Here is a 25,829-nt window from a genome sequence, read left to right on the forward strand (position 1 = left end):
ATTCGACCTGCTCAAGGATTGATCATGTCTCACTCGCTTAATCAACAGCTCAATGAAAGCCTGCGCGACGCCATGCTCGCGTACTACCTGACCTACAAGGTACCTACCGACTTAAAGGAAAAGATCACCCATGCCGACGATCTTTACGAATACTGGCTGCTCGACGTACAAGTCAGCCAAGCCGTACCGACCAGCCCGGTAGCCTGTGCCATCTCCAGCCTGCAGCAGTACATCACGCGCATCCAACTCGGCCTGGAACCGGGCTATGAAAAGCAGGGCATGACCGCGCAACAGGACACGTTATGGCGCGAACAGTTGCACACCTACGCTCTCTGGAATGCCAACCAGCAGTTGCACTATCACCCCGCCAACTACTTGGACCCGACATTACGGCGTGACAAGACCGACAGTTTTGAACAGTTGGAAAACGACCTGAGCCAGTATCGAATTCAAGCGGATACCGTCACCACGGCGGTTCACAATTACCTGGCCAGGTTCGAGGAAACCGCCAACATACGCACGATCAACGGTTATATCGACGCCGACTTGAGCAAGCTGCATAGCGGCACCTATTACTTCGTCGGTAAATCGAGTTCCGAAAACACCTATTACTGGCGCTCCCTCGACCTGTCCAAGCGCGCAGGCTCGGTACTTTTTCAGGACGCCTGGTCAGACTGGGAGAGAATCAACTTGTCGGTCTCCGACGCCACCGCCGAGCAAAGTATCCGGCCGGTGTACTTCAATAACCGGTTATTTTTCATCTGGGCCGAATGCATCAAACCCGCCCCCACCAGTTCCGTCCCACCGGCGCAAACGGATTCAGAGGAAAAAAAACAGCTGACCGAATGGATCAACAGCCGCTACGTCAAGTTTCGCCTCAATTTTTCTTATAAAAAGCACGATGGCAGTTGGAGCGCACCCAAAGCCTGCATCGAGGAGCACTGCGCTACCGAAGACGTCAATGCATTGACCTCTGCCTTTCTGAAAACCATTACGCAGACGGTAGCTATCGTCCACAGTGACGGCCCCCCGGTACTGTTTTTAAGTGTGCTGGCCACCAGCCGTAAAGACCCCAAACAGCAGGAGAACTTTATTGGCAAATTTTTCCAGGCTGTCCACGTCGACCAGTCCTTCAACATCACTACCATCGCCGATGGCGGCAGCCCCGAGCGCTACAGCGTGCTGACCGGCTCACAGGTGGACGAAGAGATAAACCGACTCCTGGAACACTTCGATCCATCGCAGAAGACAAAAGTGCAGACGGTGGTTCAAGGCAAAGATCAAAGCGTGAGTGGGTACTACAGTGAGTTGCTGCCTGACACCGCCCGGCAATACCTCACGTTCTTTGCTCATAAAAACCAAGGTAACTTGCAGTTCAAGGTGACACCCCCAAATAAGCACTCGATTTCCCCCCGGGAGGAAACGATTACCGAAGACAACAACTATTGGAACTTTGGAAAAAATCGAGAAAAAATAAAAAGCCCAGAAACAAGTGACGTCTCTTTTGATTCAAATACCAACGAACTCGTGTTTACCTCCACCCTCAATGAAAATTTCCGGCAATCGTACAGCGTCACATTAACAAAAGAAGCCCCTAAGGATATTAGCATCATACTGATAGTAGACGACGCACTGGATGATCCGAAAGCCACTCAGCTCAAACTGACCAGTGAGTCTAAAATTATCGGCCCAACAGACGCGTTAAAAACTGATTTTTACGCTCTTTATTTTAAAAATACGGCCACGCATGATGAGTTCCCCAATGCTGTACATATCAAAAACGGGTTACTCATTAACGCTAAATCCAAAGACGGGAACACCGTCTCACTCGAAGATCATTATATCGACAAGAATGCGTTCATCAGTTTATATACAAGTACAAAAAACTCCATCCAGGTCGCCCTTGACCGCTACAGCAAATATCCAGACACAAACAAAAAGACGTCGCTGCACGCACAAAATACGTTGACCATCAAAAGGCCCAACCTGCGCACATCTAATTTACGTGCCTATAAGCACATCATTATGAGAGCCAATTTTACAGACTATCCATTCACCGAAAAAATCAATGCCAACTCACATCAAATCATCAACTATCAGGACACTACCCACGAAAGCCTCACCGGATCAAATCCCGAATTACCCAGCGGGCATCGGGTCACGGCGCGGATTCCAGTGACCACGGAGGAAATAACGTCGGGCATCACCCTGATACACGGGGTGGTGACGCTTGAGCCTGCCAAAGAAGACGACTCGACAATTCTCGGCTATACCCTGAAAGCGACCACCTTGAAGCTGGCCCCTTCCACCTCTGACACAACGCTCAATCAACAACTGGCGCCGACGATCAAAAGACAGACGTCGGAAAAACTCGGCACCGCCGAATTTATTGATTTCCCAACGAGCACCTCAACCCCGCCTGCCGACACGCCCCCCCGCCTGCGCATGAATACCTGTTTTGCCGGCAATCTGGTCAAGGCGGCCAATGTCAGCCTTGAGCATTTGTTTTCGTTAACACCGAAAACGTGGCAAGAACCTCCACTCACGCCAGGTGGCGCAGCAGAGGACATTGACTTTAACGGGGCTCACGGCAAGTACTTCTGGGAGCTGTTCCTGTACGTGCCCTGGCTGGTTGCCCACCGCCTGAATCAGGAGCAGCAGTATGTCGAAGCCCAAGCCTGGCTAAAACACATCTTCGACCCAGGGCGATTGGCCGATACGACCAGCGAGCGCCCTGCATTTTGGGGGTTCAACGAGCTCGTTCGTACGGGGCCGCTCCCCGGTTCAGTCACTCACGACCCACATAAACTGGCGATTCGCTCACCGGTGCATTTTCGCAAAGCAATCTACCTGCTTTATCTCGACATACTGCTCAATCGTGGCGATGCAGCCTATCGGCAACTCACCCCCGACAGCCTGACCCAGGCCAAACTCTGGTACACGCGAGCCAATCACTTTCTCGGGCCACGCCCCCGCGTCACCACCACTGAACCGTGGGATGAAATCACCCTCGAAAGTTTGACGACGAGCCGCTCTAAAGCGCTGGTAGAACTGGAGCAAGAAAACCCACCAATCAATGTCAACCCTGCGACCGAAAGCACCGCACTGGCTTCGCTCACGGACACCGATAATCTGTGCCTACCCTTCAATACCGATCTGGTGGCGCGCTGGGACAAGCTCGAAAGTCGCCTGCATAACCTGCGGTACAATCTCGATATCACTGGCAAACCCTTGCGCCTGTCGCTGTACGCAACCCCGCTCTCACCTCTAAAACTGTTGGCCAGCCGCAGCATAGGTGCCTTCGGCGAAGGAGGCGCGGCGCCGTTCATTGACGCGCAAGTCGGCCATTATCGCTTCCAGATCATGCTGGGCCACGCGCTCACGGCAACCGAGGCGGTGATTCAATTCGGCAACACGGTGCTGAGCCTGATTGAGCGCAAGGAACAGGCTGAATACCTGGAGTTGCAGCAACAACAAGCCTGGGACTTGGCCAATATCGTCGTCACCCAACAACACCAGGCATTGTTGCTCGACGAGAAAAACCGCCAGGCACTCGGCGCCAGTCGTAGCATGATCGAATCCCGGATGCGCCACTACGAACGCCTGCTCACCGAAGGCATCAGCCCCGCAGAAGCACACGCAGGCCAACTCTACCTGATCAGTAGCGGATTCGAGGCCGCAGGTTCCGCCGCCGCCGCAGCGGCCGGCATCGCGATGATCGCGCCGAACATCTTCGGTACGAGTACCGGCGGGTCGCGCTGGGAGGGCCCGTTTTATGCAGCCCAAGCCTTGGCTCAAGGCGTCGCGACAGTGTTGCGGGGCACTGCCGCAGACCTGGACCGTTCCGAGCAATTCAACCGTCGGGAGCAAGAGTGGGCGCATGCCCAGGATCAGGCCCGACTCGAATTGGCACAGGTCGATGCCCAGTTACAAGCCTATGCCGAGCAGGAAAAAGCCACGCGCCTGCAATTACGCCTGGCCGAGACCTCCCTGGCCCAGGCCTGGTCGAACTATCAATTGCTGGCCAAGCGCTTTACCAGGGCACAACTGTATGACTGGCTCAATGTACAACTGAGCAAGTTCTACTACCAAGTCTATGACCTTAGCCTTTCCCTGTGCCGCACCGCGCAAGCGTGCTGGCAGTACGAAGTCGCAGACTATGCGAGCACGTTTATCCAGCCCGGTGCCTGGAACAACAACTACCGCGGCTACCTGGCGGGTGAGGCCCTGAAGCTGTCGCTGTTGAAGATGAATGCGGCCTATGTGGACCAGAACGTGCGGGACCTGGAGATCGTCAAGACCATCTCCCTGCGTCATCGCATGATCGATTGCAAAGTCTCCACACCTACAACAGACACAACCGGCACTCAATCATCGAGTACACAAAACACATGGGCCGAGCATAAACGACAACTGGTCGATAACGGCACGCTGTGCTTCAAGTTGCCCGAGGCTCTGTTTGAAGAGGATTACCCCCACCACATCCTGCGGCGAATAAAAAGCATCAGCGTGTCGTTGCCCGCGACGCTAGGCCCCTATGAGGACATCAAGGCGATACTGACCCAAACCCATAACGAAATCGTATTGCCCGCAGGCGAGCGGCGCCGCGACATGCGTGCCCATCAGCAAATCGCACTGTCCACCGGCCTGGATGACAACGGCCTGTTCACCCTCAACTTCGAGAGCCACGATCGCTACTTGCCCTTCGAATACACCGGGGCCATCTCCAACTGGACCCTGGAATTCCCCAATCACAGCCGGCAAGAAGCCGTACTCCAATCAATCAACGATATCGTCATTCACCTGCGTTACACCGCCAGGGTGCCAGTTGCCAGCGGGGGTAAGGTATGAACGACGATACGCCCAACCTCCAAGTCAATACCCCGGCCCTGCCCAAAGGCGGCGGTGCCATTCAAGGCACCGGCAAAGGCTGGGGCGATGTCGGCGCCAGCGGTATGGCCACCTTTGAGATTCCCTTGCCGATCTCTCCCGCGCGCGGTTACGCGCCGGCCATGTCGCTGGCCTATCACAGCGGCGCTGGCAACGGCCCCTTCGGATTGGGTTGGGGGATACCCCTGCCGGCTGTCAGCCGGCGTACCTCCCATGGTGTGCCGGCCTACACGGAGCACGACGTACTGGTGGGCCCCGACGCGCAAATATGGCTACCCGAACGCGACGCCGAAGGTGCGATCGTCAGCCGCGCCGCGACCTCCTTCAATGGTTTGCCACTGACCATCGCCTACACGGCCACCCGGTACTTTCCCCGGGTTGAGAGCCATTTCGACCGTATCGAGCACTGGCACTCGGCAACCGATGCTGCAGGCTTCTGGTTGATACAAAGTGCCGATGGCAGTCAGCACTTTTACGGGAAGACCCCATTGGCCCGAATTGCCGATCCGGACCACCCGCACCATGTGGCGCAATGGTTGTTGCAGGAAAGCCTGAATACCCACGGCGAACACATTTATTATCACTACAAAAAAGAAACTGACTCCTCACGCTACCCGAGGGACTGTCGAGCCCAGCGTTACCTGGAGCGCGTCTGCTACGGCAACTTCACCGCCGAGGAGCAGGAACAACTCTACCTTTGGAAGACCGACGATGAGCCGGGCATGGGCTGGCACTTTCAGTTGCTCTTTGACTATGGCGAACGTGACCTTGAGCTGGATAAGCGGCCGACGTATCAGAAAATCCGGGAGTGGCCGACACGACCCGATCCTTGCTCGGATTTTTCGTTCGGCTTCGAGCTACGCACCCTGCGCTGTTGCAACCAGATTCTGATGTTTCACCACTTCCCCAAGGAAGCGCAAATGGGCACCGACCCGGTGCTGGTCAAACGTCTGCTGCTGGAATACCGCGCGCCCACCCATGTCAGCCTGTTGATTGGGGTCCATGAGCAGGCCTTCGACAGCTCGGGCAATAGTGTGAGCCGCCCGCCGCTGGAGTGTTTTTACCAATCGAGCCAGCTCAAGGTAGACAAGAGCGGCTATAAGCCCTTCAGTTCGCTGCCCGGGCTGCATGACAGCGATCGCTATCAACTGGTCGATCTGTATGGCGAAGGCATACCGGGTGTGTTGTATCGCACTGACAAGAGTTGGTACTACCGTGAACCGCTCAGGCCGCAGCACACGAAAACCAGCGACGAGGTGATTTACGGCGCGGCCCAGGAGTTGGCGCGGGTGCCGGTCGCCGACAGCAGCCGGCCCATCCACCAGGCGCTGGCCGATGTGGACGGCGATGGCCGTTTGGACTGGCTGGTTGCCCACCCAGGAATGAATGGCTTTTTCAGCCTGGATGAACAGCGTAACTGGTCAGCCTATACGTCGTTCGATGCATTCCCCTCGGAGTTCTTCCACCCCCAGGGCATCCTCGCCGACTTGATGGGGACGGGACGCCCTGACGTTGCCATGATCGGCCCCCGTAGCGTACGCCTGTATGCCAATCGCCGAAGAAAAGGCTTCGAACCCGCCATTGAGGTGCCTCATAAGCTCGATGACGTCTTGCCGATCGTTTCCGCCTCGCCTAACGAGCTGGTGGCGTTCAGCGATGTACTCGCCACGGGCCAACAGCATCTGGTGCGTATCCGGCATGACGAAGTGAAATGTTGGCCGAACCTGGGTCGAGGCCGCTTTGCCCGAGGGTTTGTGTTGGCTACGTTGCCACTGCGTTATGAAACGTTCAAGCCGGCCAATGTACTGCTCGTCGACCTCAATGGAGGTGGCGCTACGGACTTGCTGTATCTGAGCGCCGCCCACCTGTGGATTTTCCTCAATAAAGGCGGCAACGGTTTCGAGGCGCAGGCGATCAAGGTCCCGTGGCCAGAGGGTGTGCAGTATGACGACCACTGCCAGGTCAACATCGTCGACGTGAGCGGCCGGGGCTGCCCTAGCCTGATCCTGACCGCCGCCCACCAGACCCCCATCCATTGGCGCTACGACTTTTTCAGCCACAAGCCCTGGCTGCTCATACGCACCGACAACAACATGGGCGCCCAGGCGGCGATCAAATATCGCAGCAGCGCCCAGGAGTGGCTGGACGAAAAACGCGAGCTGCATGCCAAGGGCCAGCCCGCTATCAGCCAGTTACCCTTTGCGCTGCTGCTGGCCAGCCAACAAACCCAACGAGACGAAATTACCGGCAACCAGCTGACCCAGCGCGTGAGCTATCGTCAGGCTTATTACGACCGTGTGGACCGCAAGTTTCGTGGCTTTGGGCTGTTGCTGCAAACCGACACCGACAGCCGCAAAGACGCCCCTCACGCGCCGGGTTCAAGCGCTCCCGTGCTCAGCAAAACCTGGTTTCATACCGGGCGATCCCTTGACATGCCCTGCCTCGGCCAGAGCACTCACGACCCAGACGCCAAGGCTCCCGGCCGCACGCTGGTCAGCCGCTACAGGGGGACAGCTGGGGCACAACCGCTGGATCATCATGACGACTTGATCAGCGACCCCGCACCGGCGCTGGCACGCGACGTGGCCCGTGCACTCAGTGGCGCGGTGCTGCGGGTCGAAGTGATGGCAGCAGACCCGGCGCAAGACGTCGTGCCCTACTCGGTCAAACACCAGCGGTATCTGGTCCGTGAACTGGCCCCGGCCAGTGCTCATACGCCCTACCCCCGGTTGCTGCCATTAGCGCTGGAGTCGATCAGCTATCAATATGAAGGCGTGGAAAACGATCCCGTCTGCCAGCACCAGATCAATCTGCGCTGGGATGCCTATGGTTACCTGGTGCATAGCGTGACCCTGCATTATGCCCGCCGTACCACCACCGACAGCCCGCCGCCCGCCGTGCTGGTGGATGAGCACCAGCAGCGCTGGTGGCACGATACCCATGACAACGCGCAACAATTCTATTACCTGAGCGAAACGCTGGCGCAGCCCATTCATCTGGACGACGCACAGCAGTGGTGCCTGGCCTTGCCCTACCGCCAACGAGACAACGCCCTGGTGCTCGGCAAGGCGCCGGCGCCTGGCGGGCTGGACCCTGCGCGTATCGCCTATGAGGTGTTCATCGATACCAGCGTCGGGCCGCTGGCCGCAGGGGCCAGCCGCACCCTGAGCGGCTTGTCGCTGCAGTACTACCGGCAGGCCGGTAGCTCCGGTAAAACCCTGGAGCCTGGCGTCGCCACCGTCCAGGCATTGACTGACTATCTGGAAATCGCCGAGCTGGATGACCAGGCCATAAGTGCCTACAACGACATTCCGGCCATGCCCAACCAACCCAAGGTGGACCTGGTGCAAAAGCTCACCGACAGCGGCTATCACACCATGGAGTTGTTTTTTCTATTCGACGGCGAGGTGCCGCCCAAGGAAAACCGACTGTGGTCGATTCGCCGGCACTTTCCCCGCTATGGCAAGGCCACCCAGTTTTATCGGATAAGGGCGCTGCGGGCCACCGAGGCCCATGGCGAAACAAAGCTCACCTATGACCCCTACACGTTGCAAACCGTGCGCGTAAAAATGCCCGACGATTGTGTAACCAAGGCCGAATACGACTATCGATTGCTGCTGCCGATAAAAATCGTCGACCCCAATGGCACTATTCAAGAAGCGCTTTATGACGGTTTTGGGCAATTACTCGCCAACACCTTTTACGGCCACGAACAAAGCCTCAGAGTGGGCTTCGCCGCTCTGGAAAGCTACCGCCCGCGCAAAAATGTAACGCCCGCATTGGCCATCGAACAGGCGCAAAGCGTGCTGCAAGACATGGCCAGCGCGCACTGCTACGCGCCTTTCAGTTGGATGGGCAGCATCGACTTGGCTCTGGTCAAGCCCGAGTGGATTACCAAGGGGTATCTGCTCCCCGGCGGGCATATCCGCATGAGCGCGCGATCGCGGCTGGGTGGTGCTCGCCAGCCCCTCAGTGACAGTGCAAAACAACTCAAGGCGTTGATCGATGAGGCCAGCCGTACGCCGGTACATGGGCTCATATTGCAAGCTGACCGCTACCCCGGCGATGCCGAACAACAGGTTCGCATGACCCTGACCTGCTGGGATGGCTTCGGCCGCTCATTGCAGACCAAGCAGAAGACCGAACCAGGCCCGGCCCATGCCGTCGACGACAAGGGCAACCTGTTGGTCGACGAACTGCCGGATGCAAACGCCACTTTGAAGAAACAGCTGCGCCAAGTGCAAGCCGACCCCCGCTGGCGCATCAGCGAGCGTGTCGAATACAACAACAAGGGCCTGGTCATTCGCGTCTACCGCCCCTACTTCGCCGACAAGCACACCTACGTCAATGATCAATCCATGCGCGAGCTGGGCCACAGCGACCGACAGTTCTACGACCCCCTCGGGCGCCCGACAAAGACATTGACCGCAGGAGGATTTATGCGGCGTAACACCTATTGGGCCTGGTACACCGTCAATGAGGACGAAAACGACACTTATGCAGAGCTGAACTCCGACAACATACTGACTGATACCCCCTAAAGACCTGGGTATCTACAGAACTTTTGCTCCTGCGCCAGACCTGTAGCGGTCTGGCCCCTCCAACGTGAGCCGTTCAAATGTGTGTGAGGCTTGCCTGCAAAGGCAGCCTTGAAGCCGACCGGGATGTTGAATGGGCCGCAGCGACGACCCATTCATGTTCTTGTCAGGATCGCCGGGCTGCGCCCCATCGCGACGCCAAGGTTGTATACCCGCGCCTGGCAAACGTTACGAAAAAGCCGCGCCATTCGGTCAATGATGCAATCACGCCGCGGGCCGCCATGACAATTGTTCGAGTGGTCCGGCCTTGAGCGGCCTTTGGCAGGCCCGTCAGCGCAACGGCCAATGCCTCGACACCGGACGCGGCCCAGTGCGTCCACACCTGATTGAACATTCTGCTCAGCCCACCGTGCGCCGTCGCGACAGGATCCGGCAGCTGTACGGTTTGGCCATGGGGATCGTGGACGGCGGTCCGGTGACCGCCACGCATCATCGCTCCCATCGCCCCATCGTAGGCTTCTATTGCAGGTGAGACATTGGGTTGCATCAGCGCAGGCACTTCCCCGCCATAAACAGCGTTGGCCACGGTAGCAAGGGCATAGGCGGCCGTCGCTCCGGCGGTGCGCGTGACCCTGCCGCGCAGGGGCGTGCTGCCCCAGGAGATGCCGGTACCGTGCCCACGAAGGACCTGCTGCACCAGTTCTCTGGAGAGCGCGCGCACATGTCCGCCCAACCGCTGGACCGCCACCGGGTCCCAGCTGTGCTCGGCTTGATCACCTATCGAGTCGCCATGCATGGCATACCCCATACCCGCGGCACCTGCAAAAATAGCACCGATCTGTGGCGCATATCGCGTCCAGTTACCGGCGATACCGGTGCTCATATGTGCCGTGGACACTGCATCCAGCACCGCAACGGTAAGGCGCAAGATTTGGTTGCGTTGTGCCGTGGGCTGGACGGTACTGAAGACCGCCAGATCGACGCCCGTCGCGATTGCATTGGCGATATAGGTGGATAAACCATCGCGAATCGCTGCCGCCGAGGCCGGTTGTATCCTCGGGCGCATAACCCTACCTATATTCGCGAGCCTGCGGCTGATGGAAAGCCTGCGTATTTGTTTATCCTGCGACTCCTCCAAAGCCGGTGTGGCAGCCAGCCCTTGCGCATCGACCTTGCTAACCGGATTACCGCCAACCATGGCGTACAGATTCAAACCATCGGCATCGCCGATCGGGTCCGGGCTGATCCATCGGCATAACCACGGTGCGTAATACCTGAAGCCGTAGTAAGACAACCCACTGGCATCGCGCTCCTTGCCCGAGTAACGGATGAACCTGTAACTCGCCTCGCTGGCATTCTTCGCCGCCCACCAGGCAGTCCCGCCGTAGGGGTAATAACTTTCCTGGCTGAGCAGTTGCGCCTGCTCGCCCAGTTCCAGGCTGCTGCTGCCCAAGTGGTCCGACAAGCCGTAACGGATCTGCGCGTCCTGGCGCCCCCCCGAAGGGTGGCGATCCCAAAGCAGGACGCGGACCGTGGTCGTACCAGCATCAAGGTTGAGTACATTCAGTTGCTCACCCGTTGCGCTGTCATGCCGAATTTCCAGCCCCGGCAAGTAGCGCACCTCGGCCCTATGCAGCACGCCCCGGGCCTGGGAGACCCGGCGCTTGAGGATGCGCTGGCCCGTGGCATCGTAGGCGTAACGTTCTTCATCGTCGTTGCCGCCCTCGCGCCGCACCTGCGTGAGGCGCACCAGTTGATTGCGCACATCCCAGCCCATCTTGTGATCGCCTGCCAACGCTTGCAGATTGCCATTGCGGTCAAAGCCCTGGCCCAACCCCGGCGCAGTCTTGCCATCGGCCTGCGGCAAAAAATGATTGCTGCCCGCGGCCACGCTCATCTGCCGCGTGAAGCCCGTGCCGCTGCTGGGCACATGTTGCAACTCAAGCATATTTCCGGCGGCGTCATAGCTGAACCGCTGGGTGTAGCGACGCCATACGCTGTCGTCAGTCGAGCCGAACGTCACACTCGCTGGTAACGCCGGGCCTCCAGTGTTGCCGGCGGTTTCGCGGCCGGTGGCCTTGGTCAGTTGCGATAACGTGTCGTACTCATAAAGGCTGGTCGAACTGATTCGGGTGTTGCTGGACCATTGCGTCGGCTGGGCAAGGTCATCGATCCGCACGACGTTGCCAACGCCGTCATACTCGTAGCGCAGGTCTTGCAGCGCTGCGCCCGGTTGCGCGGGCAGATGGGCAGTCATTTGCCGCAAGCGACCATCGAATTCACGGTAGTGCATGGCACGCACAACGCCGTTGCCGGCGCGTTCGCTGAGCACCTGACCCGCTGCGTTATAGTGCCGCTGGCCCAGTACCTGCGTACGCTCGCCGCCCCTGGGCGTCACAAAGATGCTCGCCGGCTGGCCGTCAATGCCGTAGGCGTAGTCGAAGCGATTGCCCTTGGCGTCCGTGTGATGCAGGCGCTCACCCAGCGCGTTGAACCCAATGGATGTCTGGAATATCTCGGGCTCCAGGAGCACCTCGCGTTGTGCGTACAGCTGCGGCCAATCCAGCGCGGCATCCGCCTGCCGGAAGCGTCGGGTCTGCTGAGCAACCTCTGCGTGCACCCCATACCGCTCGTGGAACAACGAGCCGCCGCCGTCATCGTGGCGAACCACCCGGCCGCAGCGGTTGCGCGCCGCCTCTTCGTTCGAAGATGCAGCATAGGCAAGACGCTCGACGCACAACGCTTGCCCGTCACTGGCCGCCTGCTCGAAGACCGCCACCGGCCGCAGATATTGATCGTAGCGATGAGCCTGGTGAGCGCCCCGCCCATCCCATTCTTCCAGTAACTGCCCAGCCTCCCCCATCAGCGTCAGCCGCCAGCCGGCATCCACGCTGTCGGTGCGCAACGCTTGTCCACCAAGGCTATAGACCGTGCGTTGATTGGGCGCGGTGTCAGGCTGTGAGCGTGACAACTGCAACAAACGTGGGTCCCACTGTTCAATCATCAAGCCCGTACTGCCATACACCTGACGATGAATGCGCATCTGCGGTTCAACCTCTGTGCTTGAACGGTGGTAATCGATGTTACGAACAATTAACCCACGCGGGTCGACTGCGACCAGGGACGGCGTGTTTCGATGGATGGAATCAGACATGACCTCAGGACCTTATTGCTGAACAAGTAGTCCTGAGAGCCTAGGGATGAGGGGATGAGAAAGGTGGTGCTGGAGGATGCTTTTGTGTATCCAGTTACTGGCATCGCCCCGACCCGCTCACGTGTCAGCGTGCCGCCCGCCCTGACACCCTCGGACGGCTGGGCTTGTAGCGACGCCAAGCGGACGCGTTTGACTCCCAAGGCGCGTCGACCCGTTGTTGGTGTCGATAGAACGTCACGCGGCCTGCCAGTTGCAGACGATGCCGATAAAGCCAGCGCAGCTCGGAGGCCGTGGCAGATACCCCTTGCTTGCTGACGACGGCTCCTATGTCCAAATTGTCGAGAGCGAAATGGACCATCGCCGCACTTTGCGGGCTAGTCAAGGTTTCCAAAGCCGATTTGCTGCTTCGAGTGACGATTTTTTGCTGAATGGCCAATAGGTCTGTGCCAACGTGTTGGCGAGCCGTCGCCTCGAGTGAATACCTGCCTGCGGCAAGATCACTGACAAACCTCCTCGCGAATTGCTGGTTGCAGGAAGTTGACGTACAACCTGAATATTTCGAAACAATGCCCTCGTAAAACGGCCGGACGCCGACCGAAAGCTGCTCAATGAGCTCGGCCTTGAGTTCGTTAGCTTTCGCTGGGTCATGTGGATCTTGCGTCAAGTCGCTGAATAGCTCCGCATTCACGTTGCGAAATGCAGAGAAGGCGCGAACGGGAGGCGCCAGCCCGGCAGTCCAGCGCTGCAGTTCCGCGCCTGAGAAATAGGCCACCATCGCATCCCCGCGCGCGCTCAGCTTCGACCAGAAACTCCTGTAGGCAGCAACCGTCGCGGCCAAGCCAAAGAGAATATCGCCTCGACCGGGTTGGAATTGCTCGCCAAACGTCGTTTGCGTGCCATCGGCATCCCTGAACCCTACGGGATTGCCCCGGGCCATCGCATACAGGTTCAAGCCGTCCACATCGCCCATCGGGTCCGGGCTTATCCAGCGCTGCAACCACGGTGCGTAATAACGCGCACCGTAGTAGTACAGGCCCGTGGCGTCGCGTTCCTTGTCGGAGTAACGGCGAATCTTAGGGTGCCCCCGAACGATATTGCTGGTTGCCCACCACGCCGTTGCGCCATAAGGATAGTAATGCTCCTGGCTCAACAAGCGAGCCTGCTCGTCCAGTTCCAGCGCACAGCTCTTGAGGTGATCCAGAATGCTGAATCGCAGTGAGTGGGTACTCATCTCGCTGGGTTTGCCCGACTCCCATTGCACCACGGTGACTCGCCCACCGCCCGTATCAATGTCCAGCACATTGAAGCGCTGTGCCCTTTGCTTGTGTACTTGCAGGCCCGGCAGGTAATAGGTTTCCTGGGTGTAAGGTTTTGCACGAGCCTCACGGCTGCGAACCTTGAGTGCGCGCAGGCCTTGACTGTCATACAGGTAACTCTCCACGTCAGGGTCACCGTTCTCACGCTGTACCTGGGTGGTGTAGGTCAATTGATTGCGCACATTCCAGGCCGCCTGCTGTGTGCCGTCGAGCGACAACTGATTGCCATTGGCATCGAACGCCCCATCCCATTGAACCTGCCACCCTTGCGCTACGGGCACGGCGCGGTTCGTGAGCGCCGCCACTTGCATTTCGCGGGTATAGCCTGTGCCGCTGGAGGGCACGTGTCGAAGGCGCGTCAGATTGCCCGCACCATCATAGGCATAATGCTGGGTGTAATTGCGCCAGAGCCCCTGATCCGTCGCCCCGAACTGCACCTGCGTTGGCAAAGCCCGGCCCCCGGCATTGGCGCTATTTTCCCGACCGCTGGCCTGGATCAACTGATAAAGCGTGTCGTACTGGTAGCGATTAACCGCATCAATCCGGGTGTTGCTGTGCCATCGAGTCGGTTGCGCCAGGTCGCTGAGGCTGAGGATGTTGCCGACCGGATCGTACTCATATACCAGCTGCTGCAGCGGCGTGCCGGCCTGCCCTTGGCGGTACACCTCAAGTTGCTGCAAACGACCGTCGTGCTCGGCGTAACGGGCGACTTTGGTAACGTTATTGCCCGCCCGTTCGGACACGACTTGGCCGCTGGCGTTGTACACCCGCTGATTCATCAACACTTGGCGCTCGCCGGTCTTGAAGATCAGCAGCATTTCCAACCCCCAGCCCTGTTGCCCATAGCGCCACTGTAGGCGGTTGCCCTTGGCATCGATCTGCTCCAGCATTGCACCCAGCGCATCGTAACGCCAGGTGGTGGTATAGGCCTGGCGTTCCGTTAGCAGATCCTGTGCCTCATCGCTGTTTGGCCAGTCGACCAGAGCGATATCGGCGCGAAACCGTCTGGTTTGCTTGATGACGCGTTGATCGATCGCGTACGCCTCCACCAGCAGCACACCCGCTGGGTCCGCATGGCGAATCAACCGTCCACAGCGATTGCCGACGACCTCGGCCGAGATTGCGGGCGCGTACGTCATACGTTCGACACAACGGGGTGACGGGTCCTCTGCAGATTGTTCGAACACCGCCACAGGGCGCAGCAAATGGTCATAGTGAAACGCTTGAAGGGCGCCGCGCGAGTCCCAGCTGTGCAACCGCTGCCGCGCTGCACCGTACATGACCAAGCGCCAACCGGCATCCATACTCTGGGTTCGCACGGTTTCACCCGACAGGCTGTAAAGGTTCGATTGCGCCGCCACCCCGGTCGAGCCAAGGGCGAACTGACGTGGGTCCCACTGTTCAAGCAAAAAACCACTGGCACTCAACACCTGGCGATTGACCCGCGCCTGAGGGGAGTCCGCGAGCGTTGCACGATGATACTGCACAGTGCGCACGGCTAACCCGCGAGGGTCAATGGCCGTCAAGGTAGGCGTATTTCGATGTAGGGCGTTAGACATGAATTCATGACCTGTTTTGCACTAAGGTCAACAAATCCTAGAGGTACCGGCCTCGATAAAGGGGTATAAAAAGTAGCCTTGTGTAACCAGATTCTGGCACTACCTGTCGAGACCAGCAGGCTTGGCACCTGCTGGCCTCAAAGGTTTTCAGTGCCCGCCGGCGCAGGTCGGCGAGGCCGGGGCTGCGTCGATTTTCGCCCACTCCTCAGGCGTGTAGGTATGCAGCGCCAACGCATGAAATTCGCTCATCAGGTCACCCAGGGTGGCGTAGACCTTCTGGTGGCGCTTGACGCGGTTGAGCCCTTCGAACTGCGGGCTGACCAGCACGGCCTTGAAGTGGGTCTGCAACCCACGGCTGTGCATGTGGCTTTCATCCAGCACACTCAAGTGTTCCGGCCCCAGGGCGGCGAGCGCCGTTTCGATACGCTGTTGCATGGTCATTGCTGCTTACTTCTTCTTGGCCGGTGCGGCACCTTTTGGCGCCAGCTCATTGGTCATGTCTTCCAACAGCTTGTTCACCACCGGTACGGCGCTTTCCAGTTTGGCCTGGGTCATCTGGGCCGATTGCTGGGTCAGCTGCGGCATTTTTTCCAGGACTTTCTTGCCCAGTGGCGACTGGTAGAACGCTACCAGGTCCTTGAGCTCGGATTCGCTGAAGTTGGTGGTGTAGAGCTTGACCATATCGGGCTTGAGCTTCGGCCAGCCGATGGCCTGGTCCAGGGCCGCGTTGGCCTTGGCCTGGTAGCTGTCCAGTACGGACTGCTTGGCGGCAGGCGCCTTGGTCTGTTCGAAACGCTGGGCGAACATTTGCTGCACTTGCATGTACACCGGGGTCCCCAGCTTGTCAGCGTGGGCCAGGGTAAGGAAGGCTTCGGCACTGGCGTTGTGGCTGGCGGTATCGGCAAAAACCTGGCCGCTGGCGCAAACCAGAGCAACCGCGGTACAGATGGCACGAAGACGAGTCATCGAGTTTCCTTTTCTAGCAGGCGAGGTAAGACCCCAAGGGCGCCCATTCTGCGCCTAAAAAACCTCGCGGCTCAACCCCACCCCACGCAGGCCCTGGTTTTGCGGGGCGCAATGGCACAAATGCGGATTTAGGGAACCCACGGCAGCCGCCAGGGCCTAAACTGACCAATCACGACTGGATAAGGAGGGTGCCCGATGAGCCGTATCGAAACCGACAGCCTGGGAGAAGTACAGGTCCCTGATGATGCCTATTGGGGCGCGCAAACCCAGCGCTCGCTGGTCAATTTTGCGATTGGCGAGCAGCGTATGCCGCTGGCGGTATTGCATGCCCTGGCCCTGATCAAGAAGGCCGCCGCCCGGGTCAATGACCGTAACGGCGACCTGCCCGCCGATATCGCCCGGCTGATCGAACAGGCTGCCGACGAAATCCTCGACGGCCAGCATGACGACCAGTTCCCGCTGGTGGTCTGGCAGACCGGCAGTGGCACCCAGAGCAACATGAACGCCAACGAAGTGATCGCCGGCCGCGCCAACGAACTGGCCGGCAACAATCGGGGCGGTAAAAGCCCGGTACACCCCAACGACCATGTGAACCGCTCCCAAAGCTCCAACGACTGCTTCCCAACCGCCATGAGCATTGCTGCGGTGCAAGCGGTGCACCAGCAACTGCTGCCTGCTATCGCGACGCTGTCCGGTGGCCTGGCGGAACTGGCCGCGCGGCATATGAAGCTGGTCAAGACCGGCCGCACCCACATGATGGACGCCACGCCGATCACCTTCGGCCAGGAGCTGTCGGCGTTTATCGCCCAGCTCGATTACGCCGAGCGCGCGATCCGCAGCGCCCTGCCCGCCGTGTGCGAGCTGGCCCAAGGCGGCACTGCTGTCGGCACCGGGCTCAACGCACCCCATGGCTTCGGCGAGGCGATTGCCTCCGAACTGGCGGCGCTGTCGGGCTTGCCCTTCGTGACCGCACCGAACAAATTCGCCGCCCTCTCCGGCCATGAACCGCTGGTCACCTTGCACGGCGCGCTGAAAACCCTGGCCGTGGCCCTGATGAAAATCGCCAACGACCTGCGCCTGCTGGGTTCCGGCCCACGCACAGGGCTGGCCGAAGTGAAGTTGCCGGCCAACGAACCGGGCAGTTCGATCATGCCCGGCAAGGTCAACCCCACACAGTGCGAAGCGCTGTCGATGCTGGCCTGCCAGGTATTGGGCAACGACGTGACCATCGGCATGGCTGCCAGCCAAGGGCACTTGCAGTTGAACGTGTACAAACCGGTGATCATTCACAACCTGCTGGAGTCGATCCGCCTGCTGGCCGATGGCTGCAACAACTTCCAGGAGCATTGCATCGCGGGTCTTGAGCCCGACGCCGCGCAAATGGCCGAACACCTGGAACGCGGGCTGATGCTGGTCACCGCGCTCAACCCGCATATCGGCTACGACAAGTCGGCAGAGATCGCCAAGAAGGCTTACGCCGAAGGGCTGACACTGCGCGAAGCCGCGCTGGAACTCGGCTACCTCACCGACGCCGAGTTCGACCAGTGGGTCCGCCCGGAAGACATGCTCGGCGCTTAAACCGATATCCGCAGCCGCCGGGCCCTGAGCCCGGCGAGCAGCGAAGGCGCCAACGCCACCATCGCCGACCCCGTCACCACCACCAGCGCCCCCACATACCCCAAGGCATTGATCTCTTCGGCCTGCACATAGTCAGGCCACAGCCAGGCCGCCAAGGCCACCGCCACAAAGGTCACCAACGGCGTCAACGCCAGGGTCGCACTGACCCGCGAGGCTTCCCAATGCGCCAGGGCTTCGGCAAATGCGCCGTAGGCCACCAGCGTATTCATGCAACACGCCAGCAGCAGCCATCCTTGCAGCGGGCTCAACTGCAACGCCTCCAGCGGATGCGCCCACGGCGTGAGCAACACCGCGCACGACAGGTAGATCACCATCATCACCTGCAACGAATTCCACACTGTCAGCAACTGCTTCTGCCCCAATGCATAGAACACCCAGATGGTGGTGGCGAGCAGGATCGTCAGCACACCGGCGGTGTAGGTGCCCATGGACGTCAGCAACTCCACCAGGCGTTGGTTGAAGAACAAACCAAAGCCGATAATCAGTACCACCAGCCCCACACCCTGCCCCAGGCTGAAGCGCTCCTTGAACACAAACACACTGGCTACCATCAGAAAGATCGGGCCCATCTGCACTACCAGCTGCGCGGTGCCTGGGCTGAGCATTTTCAGCCCAACCAGATACAGCACGTAGTTGCCGACCAGGCCGCACACCGCCATGCCCACCAGCCAGCCGCCCCTGGGGCCGAGCACTTTACGGCTGGGCAAGCGCTTGGTGGCAGCCAGATAGACAAACAGGCAAGTACCGGCCACCGTGAGGCGAAACCAGGTGACGGTGATCGGATCCATCACTTGCAGCACTTGCTTGAGCTTGACCGGAAGGATGCCCCACAGAAACGCGGTCAGCAGGGTCAGGAAAAAGCCGTAGACCCAGCGGCCGGAGGAGATGTGCATGAGTGCCCCAGATGCCAGAGGAAGTGGAACCGCATTCTAGGGGCAAGTCACTGGATTGGGATACGCCACAATCCTAAATGTGGGAGGGGGCTTGCCCCAATGCCAGTCAGTTAAGAGCTAGAGCAGACAACTAGTGAGATGTGGCCCGATAAGGGAGTGTCAGTCAGCACATCTGTGACTGACTCACCGCCATCGGGAGCAAGCCCCCTCCCACATTTGGACCGAGCCGGGTGCAGGCTATTTCTTTTTCTTTTTGTCGTGCTTATCGGTTTTAGCGAACGCATCCTCCAGCGCCCGGTTGATGGTGCGCAACACCTTGACCCGCGCCCAGCGCTTGTCATTGGCTTCTACCAGGGTCCAGGGCGCCACCTCGGTGCTGGTGCGATCAACCATGTCGCCCACCGCCGCGCGGTAGTCGTCCCATTTGTCGCGGTTGCGCCAATCATCTTCAGTGATCTTGAAGCGCTTGAACGGGATTTCCTCGCGGGCCTGGAAGCGCTCCAGTTGGGTGTCCTTGTCGATGGCCAGCCAGAACTTGACCACGATCACCCTCGCATCGCGCAATTGCTCTTCGAAGTCATTGATCTCGCCATAGGCGCGCATCCAGTCCGCCGGGGTGCAAAAGCCTTCGATGCGTTCCACCAGCACGCGGCCGTACCAGGAGCGGTCGAACACGGTGAACATGCCACGCGCCGGGATCTTCTGCCAGAACCGCCATAGATAAGGCTGGGCGCGTTCGTCTTCACTGGGCGCGGCAATCGGCACGATGTGGTACTGGCGCGGGTCCAGTGCTGCCGCCACACGACGGATCGCCCCGCCCTTGCCGGCTGCGTCGTTGCCTTCGAATACGCTCACCAGCGCGTGTTTGCGCATGCGTTTGTCGCGCATCAGGCCAGAGAAGCGCGCCTGCTCGGTGATCAGCTGTTCTTCGTAATCGTCCTTGTCCAGGCGCAGGGTCATGTCCAGGCTGTCGAGCAGGCTCTTCTGGTCAACCGAGGCAAGCAACGGCGCCGGGTTCATGCCGCTGGCCTTGACCTTGGCCTGTTTCAAGGCACTTTGCAGTCCATCCAGCAGGATCTTGCCCACGGTCAGCCCACGGTAATGGGGGTCGACGCCTTCGATCACATGCCACGGCGCGTAATCGCGGCTGGTGCGGCGCAGCACACGCTCACCGAAATGCACGAACTTGTCGTAGGTCTCGGACTGCTGCCAATCCAGCGGGCTGATGCGCCAGCTGTGCAGCGGGTCGTCGGCCAGGGCCTTGAGGCGCGCCTTCATCTGTTTTTTGGACAGGTGGAACCAGAACTTGAAGATCAGCGCACCTTCATCGCAGAGCATTTTTTCCAGACGTTCGGCGCCGGCGATGGCCTGGTCCAGGCGCGCATCCTTGATCTGCCCATGCACCCGGCCTTGCAGCATCTGGCTGTACCAGTTACCGAAAAAGATGCCCATGCGACCCTTGGCCGGCAGTTGCCGCCAATAGCGCCAGGCCGGCGGGCGCGCCAGTTCTTCGTCGGTCTGCTGGTCGAAGGTGCGCACTTCGATCAGGCGCGGGTCCATCCATTCATTGAGCAGCTTGACGGTTTCGCCCTTGCCCGCGCCTTCGATGCCATTGATCAGGATGATCACCGGGAAGCGCTTCTGCTGCTGCAACTCGTACTGCACCTCCAACAAGGCTTCACGCAGGGCCGGCACTTCGGCGTCATAGGTGTCTTTGTCGATGGCGTGACCGATTTCGGCGGATTCGAACATGGGCAGCTCCGTTTCAAGATGGCTCAAGACTAGCGGATTGGGCACCACGGCAGGCAAGGAATTTCACTCGGCTTGCCGTGGATCAATCACCGCGGCTACGGTTAATACCCAGGAACGTGACATAGGCCCAGGTCCTGATGCTTCAACATCTGCTGTGTCAGGCGCTCCATCACTGCGGTTATTGCCTGCCGTCGCGGTGTGCGCAGGGCTTCCATTTGTTTGAAATACTCCCCGTCAGTAAGGTCCTGGCGATTCTCAAAAAGTGTTTGCTGCTGCGTATCGAAGGGCTCAGTCACCGATAGGAACTCAGCAGGAAACTGCTGTTTGAGATGGGTTTTCCAGAACGTCAACTGGGTAATAAAACGCAAGAAGGCAGGCGACAGCTCAGCTGTTCGCACCTGGGCTTGCGCCATCGCCAAATCGTTGCTGGGCACCTCGAAAAACGAGTCATAGACCATATGTTTCGGCTGCCCCGGCAGTTGCAGGTCCTTGGCCAACCCGATCCGAAATGCCAGGTTGATTTCCAGCGGATCCGAGGAGGCTTTTTCAACCGCGTATGTCGCCGCAATTTTCTCCAGCTCGCTGAGGCGAAACAAACCTCGACTCAAGTTCAACAGCGCCCCGGAGTTGCTCTGTGCACGACCCGCCTGCAGCGTTGCCTTCTCGACTTCCTTGAGAACCTCAATCTGGCTGAACATCTGCGCCGCCCCATCCTCACAACCAGTCGGATGGGCTGCCAGTTGGAAGACCTGCTCGCGCAGCCCGACATTGTCATGGGTCGCCTGCAATACGTCCCAGACACGTTGCGTCATATCCTCGCGCACACGGCGACTGTCAGCAGCACTGGTCAATTCAGCCAGCAACAGGAACAACTCTGTCGACTCCGGATCATCCCGCAGGTTGGCCCAGACGCTACGCTTGTTGGCATCGCGGGCAGCCACCTCGTCCGGCAACCACCGCGCCCTGGCCTTCAGTTCGCTCATACGAGGCTGATCGTCGTCTACATACCCCATACCAATACCCACGTCAGCGCGGTAACGCTCGAGTGCCTCTACTGTCGTGTCGGATAGCGGATTGCCGCCCAAGTCGATCGACTGGCTGAAAATGCGCGGCACCGTGAACAACCACTCGGGCAGCACGGTGATCAGGTTATCGCGCAGATCCACCTGCTCCAAGTGGGCCAACCGCCCGATGCCCGACGGCAGGTCGACGAGTCTGCTGTCCCGCAGCAACAGCGTGTGCAAGTCACGCATCCTGCTGACATCCACCAGCTTATCCAGTGGGTTATGGCTCAGGTCCAGCAGGCGCAGCGTATTCAGATCAGCCAGTTTCAGCTGGGTATGCTCGGTCAGTGCAAGACGGTTATGGGGCATCGACAAGCTTTCGAGGTCGAGCATCCGCGAGAATATTTCCGGCAAGCGCGTCAGGCGGTTACGGTCCAGCGCCAGATGCCGAATGCCTTTGAAACACTTGAGGAAATACGCGACGTCATCGCCCAATCGCATGTTCTTGAGTGACACCTGACGGACATGGTCGAAACGAATGTCGGCAGGCAGCGTCGGCAACGATCCGACGCGCATTCCGTCCAGGTTCAAACTGGCAACCGACATCTGATGTTCATCCAGAGCAAAGCTTTGACGCCGCCAACAGGCTTCAATGCGCTCAGCCACCTGCTCTCGGCTGGTACGAATGTCACTCAGGCCCGGCTGTTTATCCATGCCCTGGGTATCGGTCTTCCAGTGTTTGAGCAGCGCTCGCAGATGAGTAAGCTCTGCCTTCAAACGCTTTACCGCCCTGGCCCGGGAAAGATGGTCAGCACCCAAGGCCATCAGCAGCGAAGACACTTGTGCAGTGCTGAACAAGGGGTACAAACGCTTCACCTTGCGCACCAGCGCGCGAGGGTGCGCCAATGGCCCCGTCGGCGAATCAGCCATTTCACAGGGCATCGCGTCCAGCACCGGCTCGCTGCCCCTGCTGGAAAAAGCCTCGGCGGCCAGCTCCCGTTCCCCCTTGGCCTGGGAAGCGCTCATGTAGCGCAGGCGCCAGAGATTGTTGGCCTCGTTGAGCGGCAACCCCATTGCTACGCGCTGACTGTCGGTCAGCGCGCACTCAATCGCCTGAAACAAGCCGTCCGGTCCGGAGTAAGGCCCACCTAGACTCAGGCCGTTGTCGTCGAACGTTGCAAACCCAGCGTCCGAGCTGACCACTATTCGTCGCGCACCGGCGCCATTGCTCGCGCCCAGGGCCAATAAGTCACCCTGTGGCGAACCCTGGCGCAACTCAAGCCGCACCTCCCTGCCCCACCCTGCCAGATGCGGCATCGACCGAACCGCCACACACGCCGTATCCAGGCTGGCCAGCTCAGGCTGCTCAAACCCCATCAGGGCGCGGTCCAGGCGTTGCTCCCCGAGAGCACGCTGGACCGACTCGGCCAATGCCATGGGGATACGTTGATTATCGCGCAGGGTCTCGCGCTGCACCGTTGAGGTCTGGGCCATCAATTCGCGCATCAGCGTACAGGGCAGTTGCGGATAGGTACGCCTAAGCAACGCCCATTCGGGCGGTACAGGTCCGTCATGGGCCTGATACAACTGCTCGAACAACGGCCTGCAGTCAGCCTTGAGGTGTGCGAGCAACTGACGCTCCAATACGCCGCGCTCCTGATCAGCAGCAACCCCCTCTCCAAGCAGGCCGATTTTTTGTGCCTCGTCCAGCTCGGACAACAGCACATCAAACACTTTGCCCTCACGAAGCATCTGCTCAGTGAGCGTCAAACGCAGGCCTACATTGTCAAACGGCCCACCGGTGGGGTAACGCGCCTTGACGCGGCCCTGTGCATCCAGCACCTCAAAATAGCGCCCCACCGGCCACCCGTCTAACAAGGGCAGGGCATGCATCTGCAAGGTCAAGTTTTCTACACTGGGGGACGCACCGCTTTCCAACTGCCAGATCAGATCACGAATGGACTGGTCCAGCTTGAAACGCTCATACAAATCACGAAAACGTGCGGGAAAGGGCAGGCACTCTTCGGCCTGATAGACGCCCCATTCATGGGGCATATCCATAATGGCCTTGATCTGCACAAGCTTCCTGGGATGCAGCGAAGCACCTGGGCCTGCCGGGTTCAGGCGTGAAAAGAGATACTCCTGATCCTCCCATTCGTCGGGCGTTTCGAACGCAAAACGCCAGCGTCCTTCGCCGTTGTGCAGCAACAGCGGGCGATAAGCCGTCTGCCGCAGCGGGTGGCTGGCCCGCCATCGATCCAGTTTCGAGTCAAACGCAACCCGATGTACGCAATCATTGACCTTGACGTATGAATGCCCTCCGACTTTGTAAATTCCCGTAGCGTCCGCAACCTCGTCGTCGACAAGACGCTGATCATGGAAGTACGGCGTGACATTTGCCCGCCACAGCCGCAGATTGCCATCTGTGGGGCGTACCACTTCAAACTGGCGAAAAAAGTTATCCAGGTTAAGACCGCTGCGTTTCATCGCCGAACCGACAACCTTGCTCCCCGCCGCGAACAGCACCATCGAGGTGATGTTTTGCGCTACCGCTGCCAACTGCTTGAACGCCTCTTCTTTATCGCCACGGCGCCAGTCCTCAATGCCCTCATACAGCTCGCCGAGCATCTGGCCCACCGCCACGCCAGTCATCAATATTCCCAACTCCGGCACAACAAACCCGGCGAGGTTGAGCACTGTCAAACCGGCATCCAGGTACGCTTGCAAGCGCTGCTCGCGGGCCACCTCATCCACGTCGGCTACCGGTACCGCCAGGGTCCGCGCGTCGGCTTGGAGTTTGGCGGCGTAAGTTGCGAAAAAATGCCCCGCCAGGCTAACCGTAATGGGGGTTGCCTCCAGCGCCCCCAAGGTACGGGATTGATCGAAATGGCTGAAGAAGCCGACCCGGTCATCCTGGCTCAGGTACCGGGTAAAGAAACTACGATAAGCCGGCACTTCAAGCTTGCGCTTGAGGTAGACCTGAAAGTCATCAAACGAGGAATACTCGAACAATGGCCGCTCCGGCTCATTGGGCATGTACACCACACAGGGTTCTTGCGGGTATTGCGCAACCGAGCGGCCGGAGAACACCAGGATGCTCCACAGGCAACTGCCCTGTACATTCAGCCATTGCCAAGTGACGGGGCGCCATTCAAACAAAATCCCTGCCGCCTGAGCCTGAGACGCTGTCAGCTTGCGGTCCAGCAATTTGCACAACACCTCGTAGACACCTTGGGAAATATCTGCGCGCATCAGGGCAATGTGGGCGTCGATTTTCATATCCAGGGTTTTCATCTGGCCGATATCGGTTGCGACATCATTGAGGTTGGGCTGATCACTCCCCAGCTTGAATACTTCACTGATGTGCTGCTGATACAGGCCACCCAGATCCAGGGCACGGCACCCCTGTGCAAACTCCAGGGGGGTTATGCCAATGACCCCGCGAGCGGCAGCCCCCAAGCGCAGCAGCGAGCCCGTCGGAAAGTGCTGCGCTCGCACTTCATCCTCGGAAAAATTCTGCATCGCCACATGCAGGAGACTGTCCTGGACCAGCCTCACCGTTTTCACATATTTCAATGGCAAGACTTCTTTCTCGTACTCGTTTACAGCACGCACCAAAAGATCTTTTTTCGGATCCACGGTCAGTTGCCATCGGGTCTGACAGTAAGCCTTGAGCCGCTCACTGCAAAACTCATCCAGTGCTTGCAAAGGCTTCAATTGCTCGGCGACAACTGCCTGGGCATCTGCAACCCGTGCGGCATCTCTGGTCAGTGCGTCCAACACGCCAGGCGGTGCGTTGACCATCCAGCCCGGCAGTTGCTTTTGCAACACCTGGGCCTTGTCCAAATCACCCGTCATTTCCAGTAAGGCGGATTGCAGTTGCCGCTGGGTCAATTGGTTCAGTTTGCTGTTCAAATCGTCCTGCGGGCGCATCAGCAATGTCCTTTATTGCCTATAAATCAAGCTATTACGATACCGCAGCAACTTGCACAGAATTAACGCTGATAGTTGATGGATTGCAGGCCGGACGCAGCAGCTATTTCCATGCAAAACCTATGGGGCTACCACCTGGAATCGGCCCTGCGCGCCGCGATCGGCTAGAATGGCCGCCTTGTCTTT

General features: G+C 59.1%; 10 protein-coding genes. 3 read left to right on the forward strand and 7 right to left on the reverse strand.

Annotation, left to right across the window (positions count from 1 at the left end):
- Window positions 1–24: 24 nt before the first annotated feature.
- Window positions 25–4,851 carry a neuraminidase-like domain-containing protein gene (locus E4O98_RS13285; RefSeq protein ID WP_248135467.1) on the forward strand — a complete coding sequence of 1,609 codons (4,827 nt, stop codon included), beginning with the start codon at window positions 25–27 and terminating at the stop codon, window positions 4,849–4,851.
- A complete protein-coding gene (locus tag E4O98_RS13290; protein ID WP_248135469.1) occupies window positions 4,848–9,431 on the forward strand; it encodes a SpvB/TcaC N-terminal domain-containing protein in 4,584 nt (1,527 codons plus the stop codon). The genes E4O98_RS13285 and E4O98_RS13290 overlap by 4 nt, the downstream gene beginning before the upstream one ends.
- A 163-nt stretch (window positions 9,432–9,594) precedes the next feature.
- Here the strand turns inward: E4O98_RS13290 and E4O98_RS13295 are convergent, their stop codons facing one another.
- From E4O98_RS13295 to E4O98_RS13310, 4 genes are all read right to left on the reverse strand, one after another.
- Window positions 9,595–12,582, reverse strand: coding sequence for an RHS repeat-associated core domain-containing protein (locus E4O98_RS13295; protein ID WP_248135471.1), 2,988 nt, complete (start codon window positions 12,580–12,582; stop codon window positions 9,595–9,597).
- 124 nt (window positions 12,583–12,706) lie between these two features.
- A complete protein-coding gene (locus tag E4O98_RS13300) occupies window positions 12,707–15,394 on the reverse strand; it encodes an RHS repeat-associated core domain-containing protein (RefSeq protein WP_248135473.1) in 2,688 nt (895 codons plus the stop codon).
- Window positions 15,395–15,604: 210 nt separating this feature from the next.
- On the reverse strand, window positions 15,605–15,898 hold the full coding sequence (locus tag E4O98_RS13305; protein WP_032880157.1) for a BolA family protein: 294 nt from the start codon (window positions 15,896–15,898) through the stop codon (window positions 15,605–15,607).
- A 6-nt stretch (window positions 15,899–15,904) separates the two neighbouring features.
- Window positions 15,905–16,423 (reverse strand): DUF2059 domain-containing protein, encoded by a 519-nt coding sequence (locus E4O98_RS13310; protein ID WP_032880156.1) that lies wholly within the window; start codon window positions 16,421–16,423, stop codon window positions 15,905–15,907.
- A 195-nt stretch (window positions 16,424–16,618) separates the two neighbouring features.
- Between E4O98_RS13310 and E4O98_RS13315 the strand changes: the two genes are divergently transcribed.
- Window positions 16,619–18,001, forward strand: a complete 1,383-nt coding sequence (locus E4O98_RS13315) for a class II fumarate hydratase (protein ID WP_248135475.1) — start codon at window positions 16,619–16,621, stop codon at window positions 17,999–18,001.
- On the opposite strand, the gene E4O98_RS13320 is transcribed toward E4O98_RS13315, so the two are convergent.
- From E4O98_RS13320 to E4O98_RS13330, 3 genes are all read right to left on the reverse strand, one after another.
- Window positions 17,998–18,954, reverse strand: a complete 957-nt coding sequence (locus E4O98_RS13320; protein WP_032880154.1) for a DMT family transporter — start codon at window positions 18,952–18,954, stop codon at window positions 17,998–18,000. The genes E4O98_RS13315 and E4O98_RS13320 overlap by 4 nt on opposite strands.
- A 237-nt stretch (window positions 18,955–19,191) precedes the next feature.
- On the reverse strand, window positions 19,192–20,706 hold the full coding sequence (pap, locus tag E4O98_RS13325) for a polyphosphate:AMP phosphotransferase (protein ID WP_078821923.1): 1,515 nt from the start codon (window positions 20,704–20,706) through the stop codon (window positions 19,192–19,194).
- A 101-nt stretch (window positions 20,707–20,807) separates the two neighbouring features.
- Entirely contained in the window at window positions 20,808–25,643 is a 4,836-nt protein-coding gene (locus E4O98_RS13330; RefSeq protein ID WP_248135477.1) for an NEL-type E3 ubiquitin ligase domain-containing protein, read from the reverse strand.
- Between the last annotated feature and the right edge of the window lie 186 nt (window positions 25,644–25,829).

The organism is Pseudomonas sp. W2Jun17, from assembly GCF_023127795.1.
Taxonomy (GTDB): Bacteria; Pseudomonadota; Gammaproteobacteria; order Pseudomonadales; family Pseudomonadaceae; genus Aquipseudomonas; species Aquipseudomonas synxantha_A.